General features: G+C 72.2%; 17 protein-coding genes. All 17 read right to left on the bottom strand.

Annotated features, from left to right (window positions below):
• Positions 1-130: 130 nt before the first annotated feature.
• Complete coding sequence (argH, locus tag HNR25_RS21490; RefSeq protein WP_184638127.1) at positions 131-1,561, bottom strand: argininosuccinate lyase; 1,431 nt, start codon at positions 1,559-1,561, stop codon at positions 131-133.
• A 138-nt stretch (positions 1,562-1,699) separates the two neighbouring features.
• Positions 1,700-2,899 (bottom strand): argininosuccinate synthase, encoded by a 1,200-nt coding sequence (locus HNR25_RS21485; protein ID WP_184638125.1) that lies wholly within the window; start codon positions 2,897-2,899, stop codon positions 1,700-1,702.
• Between the two features lie 69 nt (positions 2,900-2,968).
• Positions 2,969-3,502: an arginine repressor gene (locus HNR25_RS21480; protein WP_184638123.1), complete on the bottom strand. Its 534-nt coding sequence runs from the start codon at positions 3,500-3,502 to the stop codon at positions 2,969-2,971.
• Positions 3,499-4,479, bottom strand: coding sequence for an ornithine carbamoyltransferase (gene argF / locus HNR25_RS21475; RefSeq protein WP_184638121.1), 981 nt, complete (start codon positions 4,477-4,479; stop codon positions 3,499-3,501). The genes HNR25_RS21480 and argF overlap by 4 nt, the downstream gene beginning before the upstream one ends.
• Entirely contained in the window at positions 4,476-5,672 is a 1,197-nt protein-coding gene (locus tag HNR25_RS21470; protein ID WP_184638119.1) for an acetylornithine transaminase, read from the bottom strand. Before HNR25_RS21470 ends, argF begins: the two co-directional genes overlap by 4 nt.
• Positions 5,673-5,675: 3 nt before the next feature.
• The gene (argB, locus tag HNR25_RS21465; RefSeq protein ID WP_184638117.1) at positions 5,676-6,599 is read right to left on the bottom strand and encodes an acetylglutamate kinase; all 924 of its coding nucleotides are present in this window, start codon (positions 6,597-6,599) and stop codon (positions 5,676-5,678) included.
• 92 nt (positions 6,600-6,691) lie between these two features.
• Positions 6,692-7,843, bottom strand: a complete 1,152-nt coding sequence (argJ, locus tag HNR25_RS21460; RefSeq protein WP_184638115.1) for a bifunctional glutamate N-acetyltransferase/amino-acid acetyltransferase ArgJ — start codon at positions 7,841-7,843, stop codon at positions 6,692-6,694.
• A 34-nt stretch (positions 7,844-7,877) separates the two neighbouring features.
• Positions 7,878-8,906: an N-acetyl-gamma-glutamyl-phosphate reductase gene (gene argC / locus HNR25_RS21455; protein ID WP_184638113.1), complete on the bottom strand. Its 1,029-nt coding sequence runs from the start codon at positions 8,904-8,906 to the stop codon at positions 7,878-7,880.
• A gap of 176 nt (positions 8,907-9,082) precedes the next feature.
• Positions 9,083-9,577, bottom strand: coding sequence for a MarR family winged helix-turn-helix transcriptional regulator (locus HNR25_RS21450; protein WP_184638111.1), 495 nt, complete (start codon positions 9,575-9,577; stop codon positions 9,083-9,085).
• Between the two features lie 170 nt (positions 9,578-9,747).
• On the bottom strand, positions 9,748-10,977 hold the full coding sequence (locus tag HNR25_RS21445) for an aminotransferase family protein (RefSeq protein ID WP_184639657.1): 1,230 nt from the start codon (positions 10,975-10,977) through the stop codon (positions 9,748-9,750).
• A 419-nt stretch (positions 10,978-11,396) separates the two neighbouring features.
• Positions 11,397-13,904 (bottom strand): phenylalanine--tRNA ligase subunit beta, encoded by a 2,508-nt coding sequence (gene pheT / locus HNR25_RS21440; protein ID WP_184638109.1) that lies wholly within the window; start codon positions 13,902-13,904, stop codon positions 11,397-11,399.
• Positions 13,904-15,022: a phenylalanine--tRNA ligase subunit alpha gene (pheS, locus tag HNR25_RS21435; protein ID WP_184638107.1), complete on the bottom strand. Its 1,119-nt coding sequence runs from the start codon at positions 15,020-15,022 to the stop codon at positions 13,904-13,906. The genes pheT and pheS overlap by 1 nt, the downstream gene beginning before the upstream one ends.
• Before the next feature lie 126 nt (positions 15,023-15,148).
• Positions 15,149-16,279 carry a sensor histidine kinase gene (locus HNR25_RS21430; protein ID WP_184638105.1) on the bottom strand — a complete coding sequence of 377 codons (1,131 nt, stop codon included), beginning with the start codon at positions 16,277-16,279 and terminating at the stop codon, positions 15,149-15,151.
• 258 nt (positions 16,280-16,537) lie between these two features.
• Complete coding sequence (locus tag HNR25_RS21425) at positions 16,538-17,389, bottom strand: TrmH family RNA methyltransferase (RefSeq protein WP_184638103.1); 852 nt, start codon at positions 17,387-17,389, stop codon at positions 16,538-16,540.
• Between the two features lie 24 nt (positions 17,390-17,413).
• Entirely contained in the window at positions 17,414-17,794 is a 381-nt protein-coding gene (gene rplT / locus HNR25_RS21420) for a 50S ribosomal protein L20 (protein ID WP_184638101.1), read from the bottom strand.
• A gap of 117 nt (positions 17,795-17,911) precedes the next feature.
• Entirely contained in the window at positions 17,912-18,103 is a 192-nt protein-coding gene (rpmI, locus tag HNR25_RS21415) for a 50S ribosomal protein L35 (protein ID WP_184638099.1), read from the bottom strand.
• A 191-nt stretch (positions 18,104-18,294) separates the two neighbouring features.
• A complete protein-coding gene (gene infC, locus HNR25_RS21410) occupies positions 18,295-18,921 on the bottom strand; it encodes a translation initiation factor IF-3 (protein ID WP_184638097.1) in 627 nt (208 codons plus the stop codon).
• Between the last annotated feature and the right edge of the window lie 432 nt (positions 18,922-19,353).

The raw sequence follows: 19,353 nt of genomic DNA, 5'->3' as shown, positions 1-19,353 counted from the left end.
CGGCCCGCCCGGCGGATCCGCGCCGTCCGCGGCCGGCTACCCGGCATCGACTCAGGCCGTTCCCGGCGGGCGCCTCGGGCTCCGGACGGTGCTCCGGTGCGGCGGGCTCCGCACCGGAGCACCGGCGGGCTCAGGCCCCGGGTTCGGCGAACGTGCGGTGGTCGGCGATGCCGGCGCGCAGGCGCTCCAGCTGATCGCGCACGCGGGCGGGCGCGGTGCCGCCCTTGGCCGAGCGGGAGTCCAGCGACCCGGCGACGGAGAGGACCTCGCGGACTCCGGGCGTCAGGTGCGCGGAGACGCCCGCGAGGTCGGCGTCGGTGAGCTCGGGCAGGTCGATGCCGCGCTCCTCGCAGGTGCGCACGCAGGCGCCGGCGATCTCGTGGGCCTCGCGGAAGGGAACCCGCTGCCGCACCAGCCATTCGGCGATGTCGGTGGCCAGTGAGAAGCCCTGGGGGGCCAGTTCCGCCATGCGCTCACCGTTGAACTCCAGGGTGGCGACCATGCCGGTGAAGGCCGGAAGCAGCAGGGTGAGCGTGTCGACCGCGTCGAAGACGGGCTCCTTGTCCTCCTGCAGGTCCCGGTTGTAGGCCAGCGGGAGCCCTTTGAGGGTGGAGAGCAGGCCCGACAGGTCCCCGATGAGGCGGCCGGACTTGCCGCGGGCCAGTTCGGCGATGTCGGGGTTCTTCTTCTGCGGCATGATCGACGAGCCGGTGGAGAAGGCGTCGTCGAGGGTGACGAAGGAGAACTCCTTGGTCGCCCACAGGATGATCTCCTCGGCCAGCCGGGACAGGTCGACGCCGGTCATGGCGCTGACGAAACCGAACTCCGCGACGACGTCGCGCGCGGCGGTGCCGTCGATGGAGTTCTCCGCCGCGGCGGCGAAGCCCAGTTCGGCGCCGACGGACTCGGGGTCCAGGCCCAGCGACGATCCCGCGAGCGCCCCCGATCCGTAGGCCGAGACGGCGGCGCGGCCGTCCCAGTCCCGCAGGCGCTCGACGTCGCGCAGCAGCGGCCACGCGTGGGCGAGGAGATGGTGGGCCAGCAGCACCGGTTGGGCGTGCTGCAGGTGGGTGCGGCCGGGCATGGGCACGGCGATGTTGGCCTCGGCCTGGTCGGCCAGCGCGGCCGCGAGGTCCAGCAGTTCTCCGGCGACGGCGCGCGCCTGCTCGCGCAGGTACATCCGCACCATGGTGGCGATCTGGTCGTTGCGGGAGCGGCCGGCGCGCAGCCGCCCGCCGAGCTCCGGTCCGACGCGCTCGATGAAGCCGCGCTCCAGGGCGGTGTGCACGTCCTCGTCGGCGAGCACCGGGGTGAACTCGCCGGAGGCGACGTCGGCCTCCAGCCGGTCCAGTCCGTCCAGCATCGCCGCCAGCTCGCCGTCGGTGAGCAGCTGTGCGCGGTGCAGGACGCGCGCGTGTGCGCGCGACCCGGCGATGTCGTGGCGGGCGAGCCGCCAGTCGAAGTGGGTGCTCAGGGAGAGCCGGGCGAGCGCCTCGGAGGGCCCTCCGGAGAAGCGGCCGCCCCACAGGCGGGTGGCCTCGGTGTCGCTCTCGTTGGCCACGGTCGGGTCCTTTGCGTTCTTCGTGCGGTCGGCGGGTCCCGGCGCCGCGTGCGCGCGGGATCGGGCGGCGGACGCCGGCGCCGGGCCGGCCGCTCCGCCGGCGGCGGGCGGCGCGGCCGGCCCCGCGTCCGGTCGGGCTCAGCCCTGCTGGCGGTCGCGCAGGTTGGCGATCTTGGCGGGCATGCTCCACACGTCGATGAACCCGCGGGCCATCGTCTGGTCGTAGGCGTCGCCGGTGTCGTAGGTGGCCAGGTCGTAGTCGTAGAGCGAGGACTCGCTGCGCCGGCCGGTGACGACGGCGCGACCGCCGTGCAGCACCATGCGGATCTCGCCCGAGACGTGCCGGTTGGCTTCGGCGACGAACCGGTCCAGGGATCCCTTGAGCGGGGAGAACCACAGGCCGTCGTAGACCAGCTCGCCCCAGCGCTGGTCGACGCCGCGCTTGAACCGGGCCAGGTCGCGCTCGACGGTGACGGCCTCCAGCTCCTGGTGGGCGGCGATGAGCGCCATGGCGCCGGGCGCCTCGTAGACCTCGCGGCTCTTGATGCCCACGAGCCGGTCTTCGACCATGTCGATGCGGCCCACGCCCTGGGCGCCGGCGCGGCGGTTCATCTCCTCGATGATCTGCAGCGGGGAGAGCTCCTTGCCGTCGACGGCCGTGGGCACGCCCGCGGTGAAGGTGACGACCAGCTCGTCGGGCTCGCGCTGCTCGGCGGGGTTGTCGGTGTAGGAGTAGACGTCCTCGATGGGCCCGTTCCAGATGTCCTCCAGGAACCCGGTCTCCACGGCGCGGCCGAAGAGGTTCTGGTCGATGGAGTAGGGCGACTTCTTGGAGACGTCGATGGGCAGGCCCTTCTCTTCGGCGAAGGCGATGGCCTTGTCCCGGGTCATGCCGGAGTCGCGCACCGGTGCCACGACTTTCAGCTCGGGGAAGAGCGCGGCCAGGCCGGCTTCGAAGCGCACCTGGTCGTTGCCCTTGCCGGTGCAGCCGTGGCCGACCATCGTGGCGTTGTGGTACCGGGCGGCCTCGGCCAGGTGCTTGACGATCAGCGGCCGCGACAGCGCCGAAACCAGCGGGTAGCGGTCCATGTAGAGGGAGTTGGCCTGGATGGCGGGGATGCAGTACTCGCCGGCGAACTCCTCCTTGGCGTCGGCGACGACGGCTTCGACCGCCCCGCAGTCGATCGCCCGCCGGCGGACCACGTCGAGGTCCTCGCCGCCCTGGCCGCAGTCGATGGCCACGGCGACGACCTCGGCGCCGGTCTCCTCGGCGACCCAGCCGATGGCGACGGAGGTGTCCAGTCCCCCCGAGTATGCGAGTACGACCCGCTCGGTCATGTCCTTCTCCTTGCTTGTTCGAGGTGTGTTCGCTGCGTTCGGCGCCGTGGTCGCCCCCGGCCGGCGCCGTCAGGGGCGCCGGTCGGCCAGCCGCAGCAGCGCTGCCGCCAGTTCTTCGCCGCCCTGGGGGTCGCGGGAGATCACCAGGATGGTGTCGTCGCCGGCGATGGTGCCGAGGATCGCGTGGAAGTCGGTGTGGTCGATGGCCGAGGCCAGGTACTGGGCGGCGCCCGGCGGTGTGCGGACGACGACCATGTTGGCCGAGGCTTCGGCCGAGACCAGGAGGTCTTCGGCCAGGCGGGTCAGGCGTGCGTTGACGGTGTCGCCCAATCCGAGCGTGTCGGCACGGGCCCGCTGCAGCCGCTCGCCGCCCTCTCCGGGGAGGACGTAGATCAGTTCCCCGTCGACGGTGCGCAGCTTCACAGCTCCGAGCTCGTCCAGGTCGCGCGAGAGCGTGGCCTGGGTGACCTGCACGCCGCTTTCGGCCAGCAGCCGCGCCAGGTCCGCCTGGGAGCGGACGTCGCGGCGGGTGAGGACCTCGCTGATGCGGGCGTGGCGGGCCGTTTTCGTCATCGGTGCGGAGCCGGCGCCGTCGACGGTCATCGTCGGTCGCCCCCGGTGCCCGTTTCCGGCTCGGCGGTGCCGGCGATCAGAAACCGCAGGAGCGCTTTCTGGGCGTGGCGGCGGTTCTCCGCCTGGTCCCACACGGCGCTGTTGGGGCCGTCGATCACCGAGGCGGCGATCTCCTCCCCGCGGTGGGCGGGCAGGCAGTGCAGGACGACGGCGTCGTCGGCGGCCGCGGCCAGGGCGCGCTCGTCGACGGCGTAGTCGCGGAAGGGGGCGGCGCGCTGCTCGGCCTCCTCCTCCTGGCCCATGGAGGTCCACACGTCGGTGGCCAGCACGTCGGCTCCGGACGCCGCCGCGGCCGCGTCGTCGGTGACGGTGACGGAGGCGCCGGTGCGGTCGGCGACGGCGGCGGCGCGTGCGAGCACGTCGGCGTCGGGCCGGTACCGCTCGGGGGTCGCGATGCGCACGTGCATGCCGGCGAGGGCGCAGCCCAGCATGTAGGAGTGGGCCATGTTGTTGGCGCCGTCCCCGAAGTAGGCGAGGGTGGCCCCGGCGAGGCGGCCCTTGCGTTCACGCACGGTCTGCAGGTCGGCGAGGACCTGGCAGGGGTGGTACGTGTCGGTGAGGGCGTTGACGACGGGGACGCTGCCGGCGGCGGCCATGGCTTCCAGCCGCTCTTGGCCGAAGGTGCGCCAGACGACGGCGGCGACCTGGCGCTCCAGCACGCGGGCGGTGTCCTCGACGGGTTCGCCGCGCCCGAGCTGGCTGCCGTGGGCGTCGATGACCAGAGGGTGTCCGCCCAGTTCGGACACGCCGACGGCGAAGGACACCCGGGTACGCGTGGAGGGCTTGTCGAACAGCAGCGCGACGGTGCGCGGACCCTCCAGCGGCCGGTGGGCGTAGGGGGCCTTCTTCATGGCGTCGGCGAGGTCGAGGACGGCGGCCTGCTCGGCGGGGGTGAGGTCGTCGTCGCGCAGGAAGTGCCGGATCCGGGGGGCGGCGGGGGTGGTCATCGTGCCTCCTCGAGGATGGCGGGCAGGGCCGCGGTGAACTCCAGGATCTCCTCGCGCGAGACCGTCAGCGGGGGCGCGATCCGGATCGTGTCGGGTGTGAGCGCGTTGACCAGGAAGCCATGGGCGGCCGCGGAGGACTGCACGGCGGCGGACGCGGGCGCGCTCAGCCGCAGACCCCGCCACAGGCCGGCGCCGCGGACGCCGTCCAGCAGCCGATGGTCCACGGCTGCGATCTCGTGCTCCAGCAGGGTGCCCAGTTCGGCGGCCGAGGCCAGCAGGCCGTCGTTCTCGACGGTGTCGAGCACGGCCAGGGCCGCGGCGCAGGCGACGGGGTTGCCGCCGAAGGTGGAACCGTGGTCGCCCTTGGCGAAGGCGGTCGCGTAGCGGCCGAAGCCCACGCAGGCGCCGATGGGCAGTCCGCCGCCCAGCCCTTTGGCGAGGGTGAGCACGTCGGGGGTGACGCCGTGGGCCTGGTGGGCGAACCAGTGCCCGGTGCGCCCGATCCCGCTCTGGATCTCGTCGAGGACGAAGGCGGCGCCGGTGGCGTCGCAGATGCGGCGGACCTCGGCGAGGTAGCCCTCCGGGGCGGGCACCACGCCGGCTTCGCCTTGGACGGGTTCGACGAAGACGGCGGCGCAGGTCTCGTCGACGGCGTCGCGCAGCGCGTCGGCGTCGCCGTGGGGGACGAAGACCACGTCGGTGCCGTAGGGGCCGAAGGGGTCGCGGATGGCGGATTTCCCGGTGACCGACAGCGCGCCGAGGGTGCGGCCGTGGAAGCCGTGCTCGGTGGCCACGATGCGGGTGCGGCCCGCGTCGGCCGCGCGCTTGGCGAGTTTGAGTGCGGCCTCGTTGGCTTCGGCGCCGGAGTTGACGAAGAACACCCGGGCATCGCGGTCGCGGGTGCCGCCGAGGAGGGCGACGAGCCGTTCGGCGAGTTCGACCTCGCGCTCGTGCAGGAACAGGTTGCTGGTGTGGGCGATCGCGGCGGCCTGGTCGGACACGGCGGTCACCAGTGCCGGGTGGCCGTGGCCGAGCGCGGAGACGGCGATTCCGGCGATGAGGTCGAGGTAGGCCTTGCCGTCGGCGTCGTAGACGCGGCAGCCCTCACCGCGGACGAGAGCGACCGGCGGGGTGCCGTAGTTGGGCATCAGCGCCGCGTCGAAGCGGGCTTGCAGGTCGGTGGTGGCGCTCATCGGTCACTCGCCTTCGCCTTCGACGATGTCCACGGGGTCGGTGGGTTCCTCGGCCTCGGCGACGACCATCGTGCCGATGCCTTCGTTGGTGAAGATCTCCAGCAGCATGGAGTGGGGGGTGCGTCCGTCGAGGACGTGGGCCTGGGGCACGCCGCCGCGCACGGCGTGCAGGCACGCCTCCATTTTGGGGACCATGCCCGTGGAGAGTTCGGGGAGCATGGCCTCCAGCTCGCCGGCGGTGAGCCTGCTGATCAGCTCCTCGCAGGCGGGGTAGTCGGCGTAGAGGCCTTCGACGTCGGTGAGGACGACCAGCTTGCCCGCGTCCAGCGACACCGCGAGTGCGGCGGCGGCGGTGTCGGCGTTGACGTTGAAGACGCCTTCGTCGGAGCGGGCGACGCTGGAGACGACGGGGATGCGTCCGTCGTCGAGCAGGGTGCGCACGACGCCGGGCCGGACGTCGGCGACTTCGCCGACCTGCCCGAGGTCGACGGGTGCGCCGTCGACCCAGGCGGACGTGCGCTCGGCGGTGAACAGGTGGGCGTCCTCGCCGGAGATGCCTACGGCGAAGGGCCCGTGGGCGTTGATCAGCCCGACGATGTCGCGGTTGACCCGGCCGACCAGAACCATGCGGACGACGTCCATCGTCTCGGGGGTGGTCACGCGCAGACCTCCGGCGAAGGTGCTGGTCATGCCCAGGCGGTCGAGGTGCGCATCGATCTGGGGCCCGCCGCCGTGCACGACGACGGGGCGCAGGCCGGCGTAGCGCAGGAAGACGATGTTCTCGGCGAAGCGCTCGCGCAGCGCGGGATCGGTCATGGCGTTTCCGCCGTATTTGACCACGACGGTTCTGCCGTGGAACCTGCTCAGCCAGGGCAGGGCTTCGATCAGCGTGGTGGCCTTGTCGAGGGCCTGTTTGCGAGAGTTCATCGGATTCCCGGTGCCGCATCCGCGGCCGGAGCCGGCCGGGCCGCTGCGCACCGTCGTCCCTCCCTTTCCAACGTCGTCGCCCGTGCGGGTCGTCAGGAGCTGTAGGCCGCGTTCTCGTGCACGTAGCCGGTGGTCAGGTCGGTGGTGCGCACGGTCGCGGCCTCGCTCCCGGCCGAGAGGTCGACGGTGACCGTGACGTCGCGGCCGCCGAGGTCGACTTTGGAGCGGTCGTCGCCGATGGCGCCGCCGCGGCAGACCCACACGCCGTTGATGGCGAGGTTGACCGCGTCGGGTTCGAACGCCGCCCGTGTGGTGCCCACCGCCGAGAGGGCACGGCCCCAGTTGGGGTCCTCGCCGAACAGGGCGCATTTGAACAGATCGCTGCGGGCCACGGCGCGGGCGGCTTCGACGGCGTCGTCCTCGCAGGCGGCTCCCACGACTTCCACGGAGATGGACTTGGTGGCGCCTTCGGCGTCGGCGACGAGCTGGCGGGCGAGGTCGTCGCAGACCTCGGTGAGCAGCGCGCCGAACTCCGCCTCGTCGGGTGCGGCTCCCGAGGCGCCGCTGGCCATGAGCACCACGGTGTCGTTGGTGGAGATGCAGCCGTCGGTGTCGACGCGGTCGAAGGTGCGGCGGGTCGCGGCGCGCAGCAGCGCGTCGCACTGGGCTGCGGTGAGGTCGGCGTCGGTGGTGACGACGCAGAGCATGGTGGCCAGCTCGGGGGCGAGCATGCCGGCGCCCTTGGCCATGCCGCCGATGGTGTAGCCGGCGCCGCGCTTGAACGCGATCTTGGCGACGGTGTCGGTGGTGCGGATGGCGTCGGCCGCGGCGGTGCCGCCGTCGCGCCCCGCCGAGCCGACGGCGGTGCCCGCGCCGTCGAGGAGCGTGTCCATGGGCAGCCGCTCGCCGATGATGCCGGTGGAGCAGACGAGGATCTCGCCGGCGGAGTCCTCCAGCGCGTCGGCGACGTGCTCGGCGGTGGCGTGGGCGTCGCGGAACCCGGCCGGGCCGGTGCAGGCGTTGGCGCCGCCCGCGTTGAGTACTGCGGCGCGGACCCGGCCGCCCGAGGCCACCTGCTGCGACCACAGCACCGGTGCGGCCTTGAAGCGGTTGCGGGTGAACACGGCCGCGGCGGCGCGGGAGGGGCCGTCGTTGACGACGACGGCGACGTCGCGGGCGCCGTCGGGTTTGAGGCCGGCGCTGACGCCGGAGGCGCGGAACCCGTTGGGTGCGGTGACGCTCACAATGGGGCCTTTCACGTGAAGAGTCGAAGCGGCCCTAGGGCGCGACGCCGGTGACGGGCAGTCCGCTGTCCTCGGGCAGTCCCAGGGCGATGTTGGCGCTTTGCAGGGCGCCGCCGGCGGTGCCCTTGGTGAGGTTGTCCAACGCGGCCACCGCGACCAGGCGGCCGGCGTCGGGGTCGACGGTGACCTGGACGAGCGCGCTGTTGGCGGCCAGTGTCATGGCGGTGCTGGGCCAGGTGCCCTCGGGCAGCAGGTGCACGAAGGGCTCGTCGGCGTAGCGCTCGCGGTAGGCGGCGGTGATGCGTTCGGCGGTGGCGCCGTCGCGCAGCGGCGCGGTGCAGGTGGCGAGGATCCCGCGGGGCATGGGGGCGAGTACCGGCGTGAAGGACAGTGTCACCGGGGTGCCGGCGGCCTCCGAGAGGTTCTGCACGATCTCGGGGGTGTGCCGGTGGGTGCCGCCGACGCCGTAAGGGCTGACCGCCCCCATGGTCTCGCTGCCCATGAGGTGCGGCTTGGGGGCCTTTCCGGCTCCGGAGGTGCCGGTGACGGAGACGACCACGGCGTCGGGTTCGACCAGCGCCCGGGCCAGTGCGGGCATCAGCGCCAGTGTGGCCGTGGCGACGTGGCAGCCGGGGACCGCGATGCGGCGGGTACCGGCCAGGGCCGCGCGGGCGCCGGGCATCTCGGGCAGGCCGTAGGGCCAGGTGCCGGCGTGGGGGGTGCCGTAGTAGCGCTCCCACGCCCGAGCGTCGGTGAGGCGGAAGTCGGCGCCGCAGTCGACCACGAGGACGTCCCGGCCCAGCTGCTCGGCGATGGCCGCCGACTGCCCGTGCGGCAGTGCGAGGAAGACCGCGTCATGGCCGGCCAGGGTGTCGACGGTGGTCTCGGCCAGGACCCGGTCGGCCAGCGGCATCAGATGCGGCTGGTGCTCACCGAGCCGGCTGCCGGCGCTCCCCCCGGCGGTCAGCGCACCGACCTCCATCTCGGGGTGGTCCAGCAGAAGGCGCAGCAGCTCCCCTCCGGCATAGCCGCTGGCTCCGGCGACGGCCGCCGTGTATCCCATAGTCGCCCCCTGTGGTGCACCCCTCCGCCATCTCTGAACTATCATGCATCAGGTTGCAAGGTTATGCAACTGAGGTCGCTGCCGCCTGAGCGCGGCCGGCGGTTCCGGCGAAGCGAAAGGTGCGGGCCGCCCTGTCGGGCTCCGCTGCGGCCGAGCCCGGCCGGACGGGGCGGCCGTCAGGCGTCGCGGGAGCTGTCGCGCAGCAGGCGGGCGAGCTCGCTCATGCCGCGGACGCCGGCCTCGCCGAGTGGGCCGAGCACGTGCTCACGCAGCAGGACCACGTGCTGGGCGCGTGCCTTCTCGGCGAACGCGCGGCCCTCGGCGGTGAGTTCGGCGTAGACGACGCGGCGGTCCTCCGGACAGGAGGTCCGCACCAAGTAGCCCTGGCGCTCCAGGCGGTCGGCCAGTTTGGTGAATCCTCCGCTGCTGAGACTGACCTCGCGGGCGAGCACGCTCATCGGCAGCCGGTTCTCCGGCGAGCGCTGCAGCCGGATGAGAACCTCGAACCACGGGCCGGACATGTCCCCGCCGCTGGGGTCGACACCGCGCAGCAGCAGCGGCGACGTCTCGTTGTGGGCCTCGACCAGCAGCCCCCAGGCGGTGATGAGTTCGTCGTCGGTGACGGCGCTCGGGCCGTCCGCGCCGGCCCCGCCGTCCGCGTTCGCGCTCACCGGTCCGCCTCCGCTCTCATCGACCTCCACGACACAAATTAGCCTACCGAAGAAATATCTTTCGCGTTAAACGATTGGCCGTTCCCCTGGGGCACCCCGGCAGGAGCGCCACCGCGGAGGCGCCCCTGCCGAACGAGGCGGGCCGGGCCCCAGCCCGGCCCGCCGAGGCGTCACTGGTGGCGCTCGGCGACCGCGTCGAGCGCGGAGCGCAGGGTCGACACCAGATGGTCGATCTGCTCCCAGGTGATGATCAGAGGCGGCGAGATCAGCAGGGAGTGCGGGATCGCCCGCAGAATCACGCCGCGGGCACGGGCCTCGGCGAAGACCTCGGCGGTGGTGATGCCGCGCTCGCCCAGCGCCTCCTCGGTGAGCTGGACCGCCGCCATGACCCCGGTGCCCGACCGGACGTCGGCCACCAGCGGGTGGTCCGCCAGGGAGCGCACCGCCGCGTCGAGCTGGGCTTCGAGCTCGATCGCGACGGTGAACAGGTCCTCGCGCTCGAGGATGTCCATGTTGGCCGACGCGGCGGCACAGCAGGTGGGGTGGCCGGCGTAGGTGGTGCCGTGGTGGAACGGGTTGCCGGGGCGGTTCCAGAACGGCTCGGCGACCTCGCCGCTGGCGATGACTCCGCCCAGGGGCTGGTATCCGCTGGTGGCGCCCTTGGCGAAGACGATCATGTCCGGGCGCACGCCGTAGCGCTCGATTCCGAACCAGTTGCCCATGCGGGCGAAGGCGCAGATGACGCTGTCGACGACGAAGAGCACGCCGTGGCGGCGGCATACCTCGGATACGCCTGCGAAGTACTCGGTGTCGGCGGCCCAGACCCCGCCGGCGCCGATGACGGGCTCGGCGAAGAACGCGGCGACGTTCTCGGGACCGACGCGCAGGATCTCCTCTTCCAGCGCCCGCACCGAGTCGTGGGGCACCACCGAGGCGTCTTCGACCATCGGGCCGAAGCCGGTACGGAAGCGGTCCATGCCGATGAGGCCGGTGCCGATGCCGTGCAGGCCGTGGTAGCCGCCGGCGCGGCTGATCAGGTGCCGCTTGCCGGACCGTCCCTGAGCGGACCAGAAGCGGCGCGCCAGCTTTGCGGCGGTTTCGATGGACTCCCCGCCGCCGCAGGTCAGGATCACCCGCGGGTCGACTACGGGGGCGCGGGAAGCCAGGCGCTCGCTCAGCTCCAACGCGGGGCGGTTGGCGAAGTCGCCGTAGACGGCGAAGGCGTCCAGCGTCGTCAGTTGCCGGTGGACGGCATCGGCGATCTCGCGCCGCCCGTGGCCGACGTTGCAGTACCACAGGCTCGCGGTGCCGTCGAGGAAGCGGTCGCCGTTGTCGTCCCAGAGCCAGGCGCCCTCGGCCTGTTCGACGACGAACTTCGGCCCCTGGGACACCGCGTTCATATCGCTGAAAGTGTGCCAGAAGCGGCTGGGTTCGAGCCGCTCCATCGGTGTGCGCGCGTACGAAACCACTGTTTCGGTCATAGAGCGACCTCCGAGCCGAGCTGTGCGTGCGGACACGCAAACGCCGAAAGAAACAGCTGTTCCGCGAGTGCCCCGGGACCCCGGATCGCGGCAGGTGACTGCAGGTTAAGTTCTGAGACCGACCGTCTTCAAGAGACGAAACTCAGAATAATCCCCGAATTAACCGGAGACATTCATCCTACCTTTGACCTGAGACTGCCTTCAAACTCATGACCTGGGAAAACAAGGGGAAAATCTTCTGAGAAAGGTGCGTCGGCCCCCGCCCTTCGGATGTTTGACAAAGGCGGGGGCCGATACGCAGAGCCAGTGGCGCCGGCGGCTTCCGGAAGCCGCCGGCCTCAGCCGCGCAGCACCGCTCCGGTCCGCTCGGCCGCCGCCGCCACAGCCGCCTCGCGTGCCCCGGCGATCTCCTCGGCCGCCAACGTGCGGTCGGGAGCGCGGAACCGCAGCGTGTAGGCCAGCGAGCGGCGGCCCTCACCCACCTGCTCACCGGTGTAGACGTCGAACAGGCGCACGTCTTCCAGCAGCTCGCCCGCTCCCGTGCGCAGCGCGTCCTCGATCTCGGCGGCCGGGACGCCGTCGGCGGCCACAAGCGCTACGTCCTGCAGCGCCACCGGGTAGCCCGAGACCTCCGGCGCACGCACCGGGCCCCCGGCCGCCTCGACCGTGTCCAGATCGACCTCCATGGCGCAGGTGCGCTCCGGCAGCCCGTAGGCCGCCACTGCACGCGGGTGCAGTTCACCCGCGTGGCCCACGAGCCGCTCCGCGCCGTCGACACGCACGTACAGCGCGGCGCAGCGGCCGGGGTGCCACGGCGCGTACCGGGCCGCCCGCACGATCAGTTCGGCGTTGGCCGATCGGGCCGTGTCCCGGGCGGCCTCGATCGCGTCGGACCAGGTGGCCGGGCTCCCGGGACGCTGCCAGGTAGCGGGTTCGCGGTCGCCCGCCAGCACCGCGCCCACGCGGCGAGGCTGCTCGGGCAGCGCCCGGGCCAGCGACTCCTGCTCCTCGGGCGCGGGGCCCCGGTCGACCGGGAGCATCGGCGCGCGCTCGGGCGCTCCGGGGCGCGGCGCATAGACCAGCCCGATCTCGAAGAGGGCGACGTCGTGGAAACCGCGGCCCACGTTGCGCACCAGGGTCTTGAGCATCCCCGGCAGCAGCGTCGTGCGCAGCAGCGGCTCGTCCTCGCTGAGCGGGTTGGACAGCCGCAGCGCGCTCCGGCGGGCATCCTCGGCCTCGACCTGCAGGCCGTCGAGGTCGCGCTCGCCCATGAACGGATAGCTCAACACCTCGGCGAAGCCGGTGGCGGCCAGGCGCCGACCGACCGAGCGCCGCAGCCGCTGGCTCGGCGTCAGACCCCGCCCCGCCGGCGCGCGCGGCGGGATCGAGGGGATGTCGTCGTAGCCCTCGACGCGGATGACCTCTTCGGCGAGGTCGTTGGGGTCGGTCAGGTCGGGCCGCCATGTCGGCGGGGTGACGCGCAGCTCGGCGCCGCCCGCCTCCGGATCGACGGTGCAGCCGACCCGCTCCAGCACCGCGGCGGTGCGGTCGCGCCCGTAGGCGACGCCCGCGATGCGGTCGGGGAGATCGGCGGCGATCACGATCGGCTGCGGCGCGGAGGCGGCATCGTCGGCGATGCGGGTGAATCCCCCGTCGACCGTCCCGCCGCCCAGTTCGGCCAGCAGCCGCACCGCGCGCGTCGCGGCGGCGATCTGCAGCGCGGAGTCGACGCCGCGCTCGAAGCGCCGCGAGGACTCCGAGGAGAGCTGGTGGCGGCGTGCCGCGCGGGCGATGTGGGTCTCGGCGAAGCGGGCCGCCTCGACCAGCACGTCGGTCGAGGACAGGCCGATCTCGGTGGTCACACCGCCCATGACGCCCGCCAGGTTGATCGGCCCGGAGTCGTCGGCGATGACGATGTCGTCGGGATCCAGGGCGCGCGTGACGTGGTCGAGGGTCTCCAGCTTCTCGCCCGAGCGCGCCAGGCGGACCTCGATCGGCCCGCGCAGCGCGGCGCGGTCCCAGGCGTGCAGCGGCTGCCCCGCTTCCAGCATCACGTAGTTGGTCACGTCCACCGCCAGTGAGACCGAGCGCACCCCCGCGAGCGCCAGGCGGCGCTTCATCCACATCGGCGTGGGCGCCTCGGGATCGAATCCGCTGACGCCGTGCAGGACGTAGCTGGAGCACACGGCGGGGTCGGCGACCGCGGCGGGGTATCCCGCCCCCGGGCTCCCGGCCGGTTCCACCCGGGCCGGGTCGCGCATGTCCGTGCCGTAGGCGGTAGCCGCTTCGCGCGCCACGCCGCGCACCGACAGGGCGTAGCCGCGGTCGGGCGTGACGGCGATGTCGAGCACGTCCTCGCGCAGTCCCAGCAGCGCATAGGCGTCGTCGCCGGGTTCGGCGCTGCCGCCGGGCAGCACGACGATGCCGGTGTGGTCCTCCCACAGGTTCAGTTCCGCGGCGGAGCAGATCATGCCCTCGGAGACCCTGCCGTAGGTCGTGCGGGCGCCGATGGCGAAGCCGCCGGGCAGTTCGGCGCCGGGCAGGGCGACCACGACCAGGTCGCCCTCGCCGAAGTTGCGGGCGCCGCAGACGATGTTCTGCGGCTCGCCGCTGCCGTTGGCCGCTGCGACGTCGACCCGGCAGTAGCGGATGGGCTTTTTGAACTCGGTGAGTTCTTCGACGGACAGCACCCGCCCCACGGTGATCGGGCCGCTGATGTCGGCGCCGACACGGTCGACGGTCTCGACTTCCAGCCCCAGGGCGATGAGCTTCTCGGCCAATTCGCGGCCCGAAACCCCTTCCGGCAGGTCCGTGAACTCGTTGAGCCAGGAAACGGGGACGCGCATCAGTTCTCCATCCCGAACGCCGAGGTGAACCGAATGTCGCCCTCGACCATGTCTCGCATGTCCTCCACTCCGCGGGCGAACATCAGGGTCCGCTCCACGCCCAGGCCGAAGGCCCAACCGCTGTAGCGGCCGGTGTCCACACCCGCCGCCGTCAGCACGCGCGGGTTGACCACGCCGCACCCGCCGACCTCGATCCACCCCTCCGAAGAGCAGGTGCGGCAGGGGTTGGCGGGGTCGCCCACCGACGCGCCCCGGCACACGAAGCACTGCATGTCGACTTCGGCGGAGGGCTCGGTGAAGGGGAAATAGGAGGGCCGGAAGCGGGTGCCGAGTCCGCTGCCGAACATGTTCTCCACGAAGGCGTCGATGACCCCGCGCAGGTGGCCCATGGTGATGCCCTCGTCCACGACCAGGCCTTCGAGCTGGTGGAACACGGGCGTGTGCGTGGCGTCCAGCTCGTCGGTGCGGAAGGTCTTTCCGGGCGCGACGACATAGACCGGCGGCGTGCGCTCCAGCAGGGCGCGCACCTGCACCGGCGACGTGTGCGTGCGCAGCACCAGTCCGGACTCCCCGCCGGAGGGCGACTCGACGAAGAAGGTGTCCTGCATCGTGCGGGCGGGGTGGTCGGGCAGGAAGTTGAGCGCGTCGAAGTTGTACCACTCCGCTTCGACCTCGGGGCCCTCGACCGCCTCGAAGCCCATGCCGATGAAGATGTCGGCCATGCGCTCGGCGACGGTGGTCACCGGGTGGCGCCCGCCCCGGGGCAGCCGGGCGGAGGGCAGGGTGACGTCGACGGCCTCTTCGACGAGGACGCGGGCGTCGCGCTCCTGTTCCAGCTCGGTCTGGCGCTGCTTGAGCGCCTCGCCGACCTCGCGGCGGGCGCCGCCCACCCGTTTGCCGGCGTCGGCCTTGGCCGAGGGCGGAAGCGCGCCGATCTCGCGGTTGGCCAGCGCCAGCGGCGAGCGGTCGCCGGCGTGGGCCAAGCGCGCCTGTTTGAGCTCGTCAAGCGTGGTGGCCGCCGCGATGGCCGCGAGAGCCTCCTGGCGCATCCGGGCGACCTCGTCGGGATGCAGAGGGGTCACTTCGACCGGATCGTACTGGTTGTTGGGTGCAGACATGGATGTTCGCCTCGCCGCCCGCGCCCGCGTGGGCGGGGGCGGCCGTCACGGCCCAGCGCTGTGCGTGGGCTCAAGCCGACAGGGACCTGGGAAGAAACCGCCCGCCGCGGCCGCTCCCGAGTGCGCTCACGCGAACTCGGGGGCGCCGGCGGGCACGGTAAATCGGAACTCGGCGCCGCCGCTGGGGGCACGCCCGACCGTGATCTCGCCGCCGTGGGCCTCGATCAACCCTTTGACGATGAACAGTCCCAAGCCGGTGCCGCCGCGGCGCCGGGTGCGCCAGAACCGCCGGAAGACACGCGGAACGGCGTCGGGCGCGATGCCCTTGCCTTCGTCGCGTACCGACACAACGGCACCGTCCTCGTACGGCTCGATCACAACAGTGACGGTACCAGCGCCGTGCCGTACCCCGTTTTCGAGCAGGTTCGCCATGATCTGGCCGATCTTGTCGGCATCCAGCCAGAGTTCGGGCAGCGGTCCCCGCACCTCCAGGCGGAAGCGGTCGGCGGGTTCTCCCGCGGCCACCCGGCCGGCGATGAGCGTCCGTGCCAGCTCGGAGAGGTCGACCACCTGCTTGCGGATCTCGACCCGGCCGGACTCGATGCGCGAGACGCTCAGCAGCTCGGTGATCAGCCGGGTGACGCGGTCGGCGTCGGCGTTGACCGTTTCGAGCATGAACATCTTCTGCTTGTCGGTGAGCCGCTCCCATTTGCCCAGCAGAGTCGCGGTGAAGCCCTTGACACTGGTCAGCGGCGAGCGCAGCTCGTGGGCGACGGTGGAGACCAGGTCGGCGCGGCTGCGTTCGCCGCGCGCGCGGTGCGAGGCGTCGCGCAGGGTGACGACCAGCTGTGTCAGGTCGCCGGTGGCGGTGTCGCGGATGTAGCGCGCGGCGACCAGGATCTCGCGGCCGTCGGCGAGGAACAGCGGGCGCTCGGGCTGGCGGGTGCGGGTGCGCAGGCCGCCGTAGGGGTCGCTGCACTTCCACCAGTCGCGGCCGTCGGCGTCGTGCAGCGCCAGGACGTCGCGGAAGTCGCGCCCCAGCGCGTCGTCGGGCGCGACGCGGGCGAGCCGCTGGGCCATGCGGTTGAACGTGACGATGCGGCCCTCGCTGTCGGCGACGACGAGGCCGTCGGGAAGGTCCTCGGCCGAAAACACGGGCACCGTGCGTACGTGCTCCGCGTCGCTGTGCTGCCCTGGTTGGTCGCCGCCCACGACCGCCTCCCCACGCCCTGATGTGACTGCCCCGCCGGGGATCATTACCCGCAGTCCTCGCCGGCTACGCTCCGGGGCGTCGGCTCCGACGGCCGTGGAGCGGTCCCGCCGCGCTGCGCCGGCGCCCCGTAGATGAGGGCTTGAGCGTATCGGCAACACCGGGGATACGGGCAACCCGCAGAACGCGGGAGAAGCTGGGCATAGGCCGGAATTACCGGATCCGGGGACGCCTCACCAGGGCCCTTGGTCCGCTCTGGCGGTCCTACCCGCGTTGCGGGTAGCCGCTATGCGCCGACCGCACAACTACGCCTCTGCCGCATAACGCGGGGCGGGGCCCGATGCGGCGGCCGCGCCGCGCTGCTGGCGCGCTGTGGTGTACAGGCATACGGCGGCGGCGGTGGCCAGATTGAGGCTCTCGGCGCCGCCGTAGACGGGCACGGCGACGGCGCCGTCGGTGAGGGAGACGGTCTCCTCCGGCAAGCCCCAGGCTTCGTTGCCGAAGACCCAGCCGACCGGGCCGTCGAGCTCGCCGGTGTCGGCGGCGCCGTGCAGATCGCGCTCGCCGCCGCCGTCGGCCGCGAACACGCGCGCGCCGGCTCCGCGCAGGCGGCCCACCGCTTCGGCGACGGGCACCCCCACGACGACGGGCAGGTGGAACAGGCTCCCCGCCGACGCGCGGACGCATTTGCCGTTGTAGGGGTCGACCGACGCGTCCGTGAAGACGACCGCGTCGGCGCCGGCGGCGTCGGCGGTACGCACGACGGTTCCGGCGTTGCCGGGGTCGCGCACGTGGGAGAGGACCGCCACCAGCCGGGTGGGGCCGATCTCGCCCAGCTCGACGTCGACGAAGTCGCACACGGCCAGCAGCCCCTGGGGGGTGACCGTCTGCGCTATCTCGGTCATCACCTCGAGGGTGACCCGGTGGACGGCGGCGCCGTGCGCGTCGGCGGCGTCGAGGAGGTCGGCGTGGCGCTGGGCGGCCTCGGCGGTGGCGAAGACCTCGTGCACCCGTCCGGGCGCGGCGATCGCCTCGCGTACCGCCTGCGGCCCTTCGGCCAGGAACCGGCGCTCACGCCGGCGGAAGGCGCGCTTGGCGAGCCGACGAGCCCCCTTGATGCGGGGGGACCTGGCACTCGTGAACTCGTGGCTCGCCATCGCGTCGTGCTATCCGTCGGGGGTTCAGGCCGCGGAGGACTGCGGCTGCGCGGGCAGCGCGTTCTTCGCGGTCGCGACGAGCGTACCGAAGGCCTGCTCGTCGTTGACGGCCATCTCGGCGAGCATGCGGCGGTCGACGTCGATGCCGGCGAGCTTGAGGCCCTGCATGAACCGGTTGTAGGTCAGGCCGTTGGCGCGGGCGCCGGCGTTGATGCGCTGGATCCACAGCTTGCGGAACTGGCCCTTGCGGTCCTTGCGGTCGCGGTAGGCGTAGGTGTTCGAGTGGAGCCACTGCTCCTTGGCCTTGCGGTACAGGCGCGAACGCTGACCTTCGTACCCCTTGGCGCTCTCGAGGATTTCCCGGCGCTTCTTCTTGGCGTTGAGAGCCCGCTTCACGCGTGCCACTGTGACTCCCTTGTGGGTTGGCGTCGGCATCCGCCGCGATCCCGATCGGCTCGGGTGCGCGGTGCCCTAAGCCGGAGGGATCCGGCCGGACGGATCGGACGGAACGAAACTCAGCCTCTAGCTGAGCAGCTTCTTCATGTTCTTGGCGTCAGGGCGGGCGAGCTCGACGTCGCTGCTGAGGCGGCGGGTGCGCTTGCTCGCCTTGTGCTCGAGCAGGTGGTTCTTGTTCGCACGGCGGCGCATGACCTTGCCGGAGCCGGTCACACGGAAGCGCTTGCTGGCCCCGCTGTGGGGTTTGTTCTTCGGCATAGTCGCCGTCGTCTCCTACTCAGTCTCAGTTCTCAATCGAATGCCGCCGGTCCCACCGGCGGCACGACTGGTCTGCACACAGCACATCGGCATACTGCGGCGCACCTCCGCCTCCCCGGTGGGGCGAGCGGCGGTACACCGCGCTGCACCAACGTGCCGGGGCGCTGCACGCCCGGCCTGATCCGCCGGCGTCAGGTCCCCTGGCCGGCCTGCTCCTGCTCCTGCTTGGGCTGCTCGCGCCGCGACTTCCCGCCGCCGCCGCGAGCCTCGGCCTTGTTCTCGGACCGGCGCTTGTGCGGCCCGAGGACCATGACCATATTGCGGCCGTCCTGCTTGGGCTGCGACTCGACCGCCCCGAGATCCGAGACGTCCTCGGCCAGCCGGCCCAGCAAACGGCGCCCCAGCTCAGGGCGGGACTGCTCGCGACCGCGGAACATGATCGTCACCTTGACCTTGTCCCCGCCTTTGAGGAACCGCTCGACGTGACCCTTCTTGGTCTCGTAGTCGTGCGGGTCGATCTTCGGACGGAGCTTGATCTCCTTGATGATCGTGTTCGACTGGTTCCTGCGCGACTCGCGCGCCTTGACCGCGGACTCGTACTTGTACTTTCCGTAGTCCATCAGCTTCGCGACCGGCGGGCGTGCCGTGGGCGCGACCTCGACGAGATCGAGTTGCGCCTCTTCGGCGAGACGCAGTGCGTCCTGCACAGGCACGATACCGACCTGCTCGCCGTTGGGACCGACGAGCCGGACCTCGGCTACCCTGATGCGGTCATTGATGCGGGGCTGCTCAGCGCTGATGGGACCCCTCCCTAGCATTGTCGAGAATCTTTGTGGGGGGTCACCCGGCTCTGAACGGAACCGAAAAACGAAAACCCCGCCGGCGGTGTGCAAGCGGGGTGATCCACCGAGACGCGCCGCATCCATCGGGACGGTCCCACCGCCCCTGCGCCGCGCCGCCGCCGAAACCGGCGACGCCGGACAGCGCACCGTGTGCGCCGCCGACCGGAACCCGGACGGGGTTTGCCCCGGCGGGTGGGAGGATCCGCCTCCGCTTACGCGTGTCCGGTGCGCGATGCACCGGATCAGGTCAGGTTCCCATCGTACCAGCAGTTCCGCTGCACTCCGTCATCGTCGTCGGGTGACACCCGCAGTCTGACTCGTCGAACATCGGGCGGAGGGGCACTATTCCCGCTCGCCGCCCGCGCCCGACCGGAGACGCTTCGCGCCGCCCGGCCCCGCACCGCCGTT

Origin of the sequence: Streptomonospora salina, assembly GCF_014204715.1 — a bacterium.
GTDB classification, from domain to species: domain Bacteria; phylum Actinomycetota; class Actinomycetes; order Streptosporangiales; family Streptosporangiaceae; genus Streptomonospora; species Streptomonospora salina.
Note: the sequence above shows the minus strand (reverse complement) of the source record. Positions and strands in the feature narration are given on the sequence as shown.

Excerpts from the sequence above, each read along its gene's own strand:
- pheS (WP_184638107.1), bottom strand. The coding sequence starts at position 15,022 with ATGTCTGCACCCAACAACCAGTACGATCCGGTCGAAGTGACCCCTCTG.
- rpmI (WP_184638099.1), bottom strand. The coding sequence starts at position 18,103 with ATGCCGAAGAACAAACCCCACAGCGGGGCCAGCAAGCGCTTCCGTGTG.
- argB (WP_184638117.1), bottom strand. The coding sequence starts at position 6,599 with ATGAACTCTCGCAAACAGGCCCTCGACAAGGCCACCACGCTGATCGAA.
- infC (WP_184638097.1), bottom strand. The coding sequence starts at position 18,921 with ATGCTAGGGAGGGGTCCCATCAGCGCTGAGCAGCCCCGCATCAATGAC.
- HNR25_RS21430 (WP_184638105.1), bottom strand. The coding sequence starts at position 16,279 with ATGATCCCCGGCGGGGCAGTCACATCAGGGCGTGGGGAGGCGGTCGTG.
- HNR25_RS21470 (WP_184638119.1), bottom strand. The coding sequence starts at position 5,672 with ATGAGCGCCACCACCGACCTGCAAGCCCGCTTCGACGCGGCGCTGATG.
- HNR25_RS21445 (WP_184639657.1), bottom strand. The coding sequence starts at position 10,977 with ATGAACGCGGTGTCCCAGGGGCCGAAGTTCGTCGTCGAACAGGCCGAG.
- HNR25_RS21425 (WP_184638103.1), bottom strand. The coding sequence starts at position 17,389 with ATGGCGAGCCACGAGTTCACGAGTGCCAGGTCCCCCCGCATCAAGGGG.
- argF (WP_184638121.1), bottom strand. The coding sequence starts at position 4,479 with ATGACCACCCCCGCCGCCCCCCGGATCCGGCACTTCCTGCGCGACGAC.
- pheT (WP_184638109.1), bottom strand. The coding sequence starts at position 13,904 with ATGCGCGTCCCCGTTTCCTGGCTCAACGAGTTCACGGACCTGCCGGAA.
- HNR25_RS21485 (WP_184638125.1), bottom strand. The coding sequence starts at position 2,899 with ATGACCGAGCGGGTCGTACTCGCATACTCGGGGGGACTGGACACCTCC.
- HNR25_RS21480 (WP_184638123.1), bottom strand. The coding sequence starts at position 3,502 with ATGACCGTCGACGGCGCCGGCTCCGCACCGATGACGAAAACGGCCCGC.
- argC (WP_184638113.1), bottom strand. The coding sequence starts at position 8,906 with ATGGGATACACGGCGGCCGTCGCCGGAGCCAGCGGCTATGCCGGAGGG.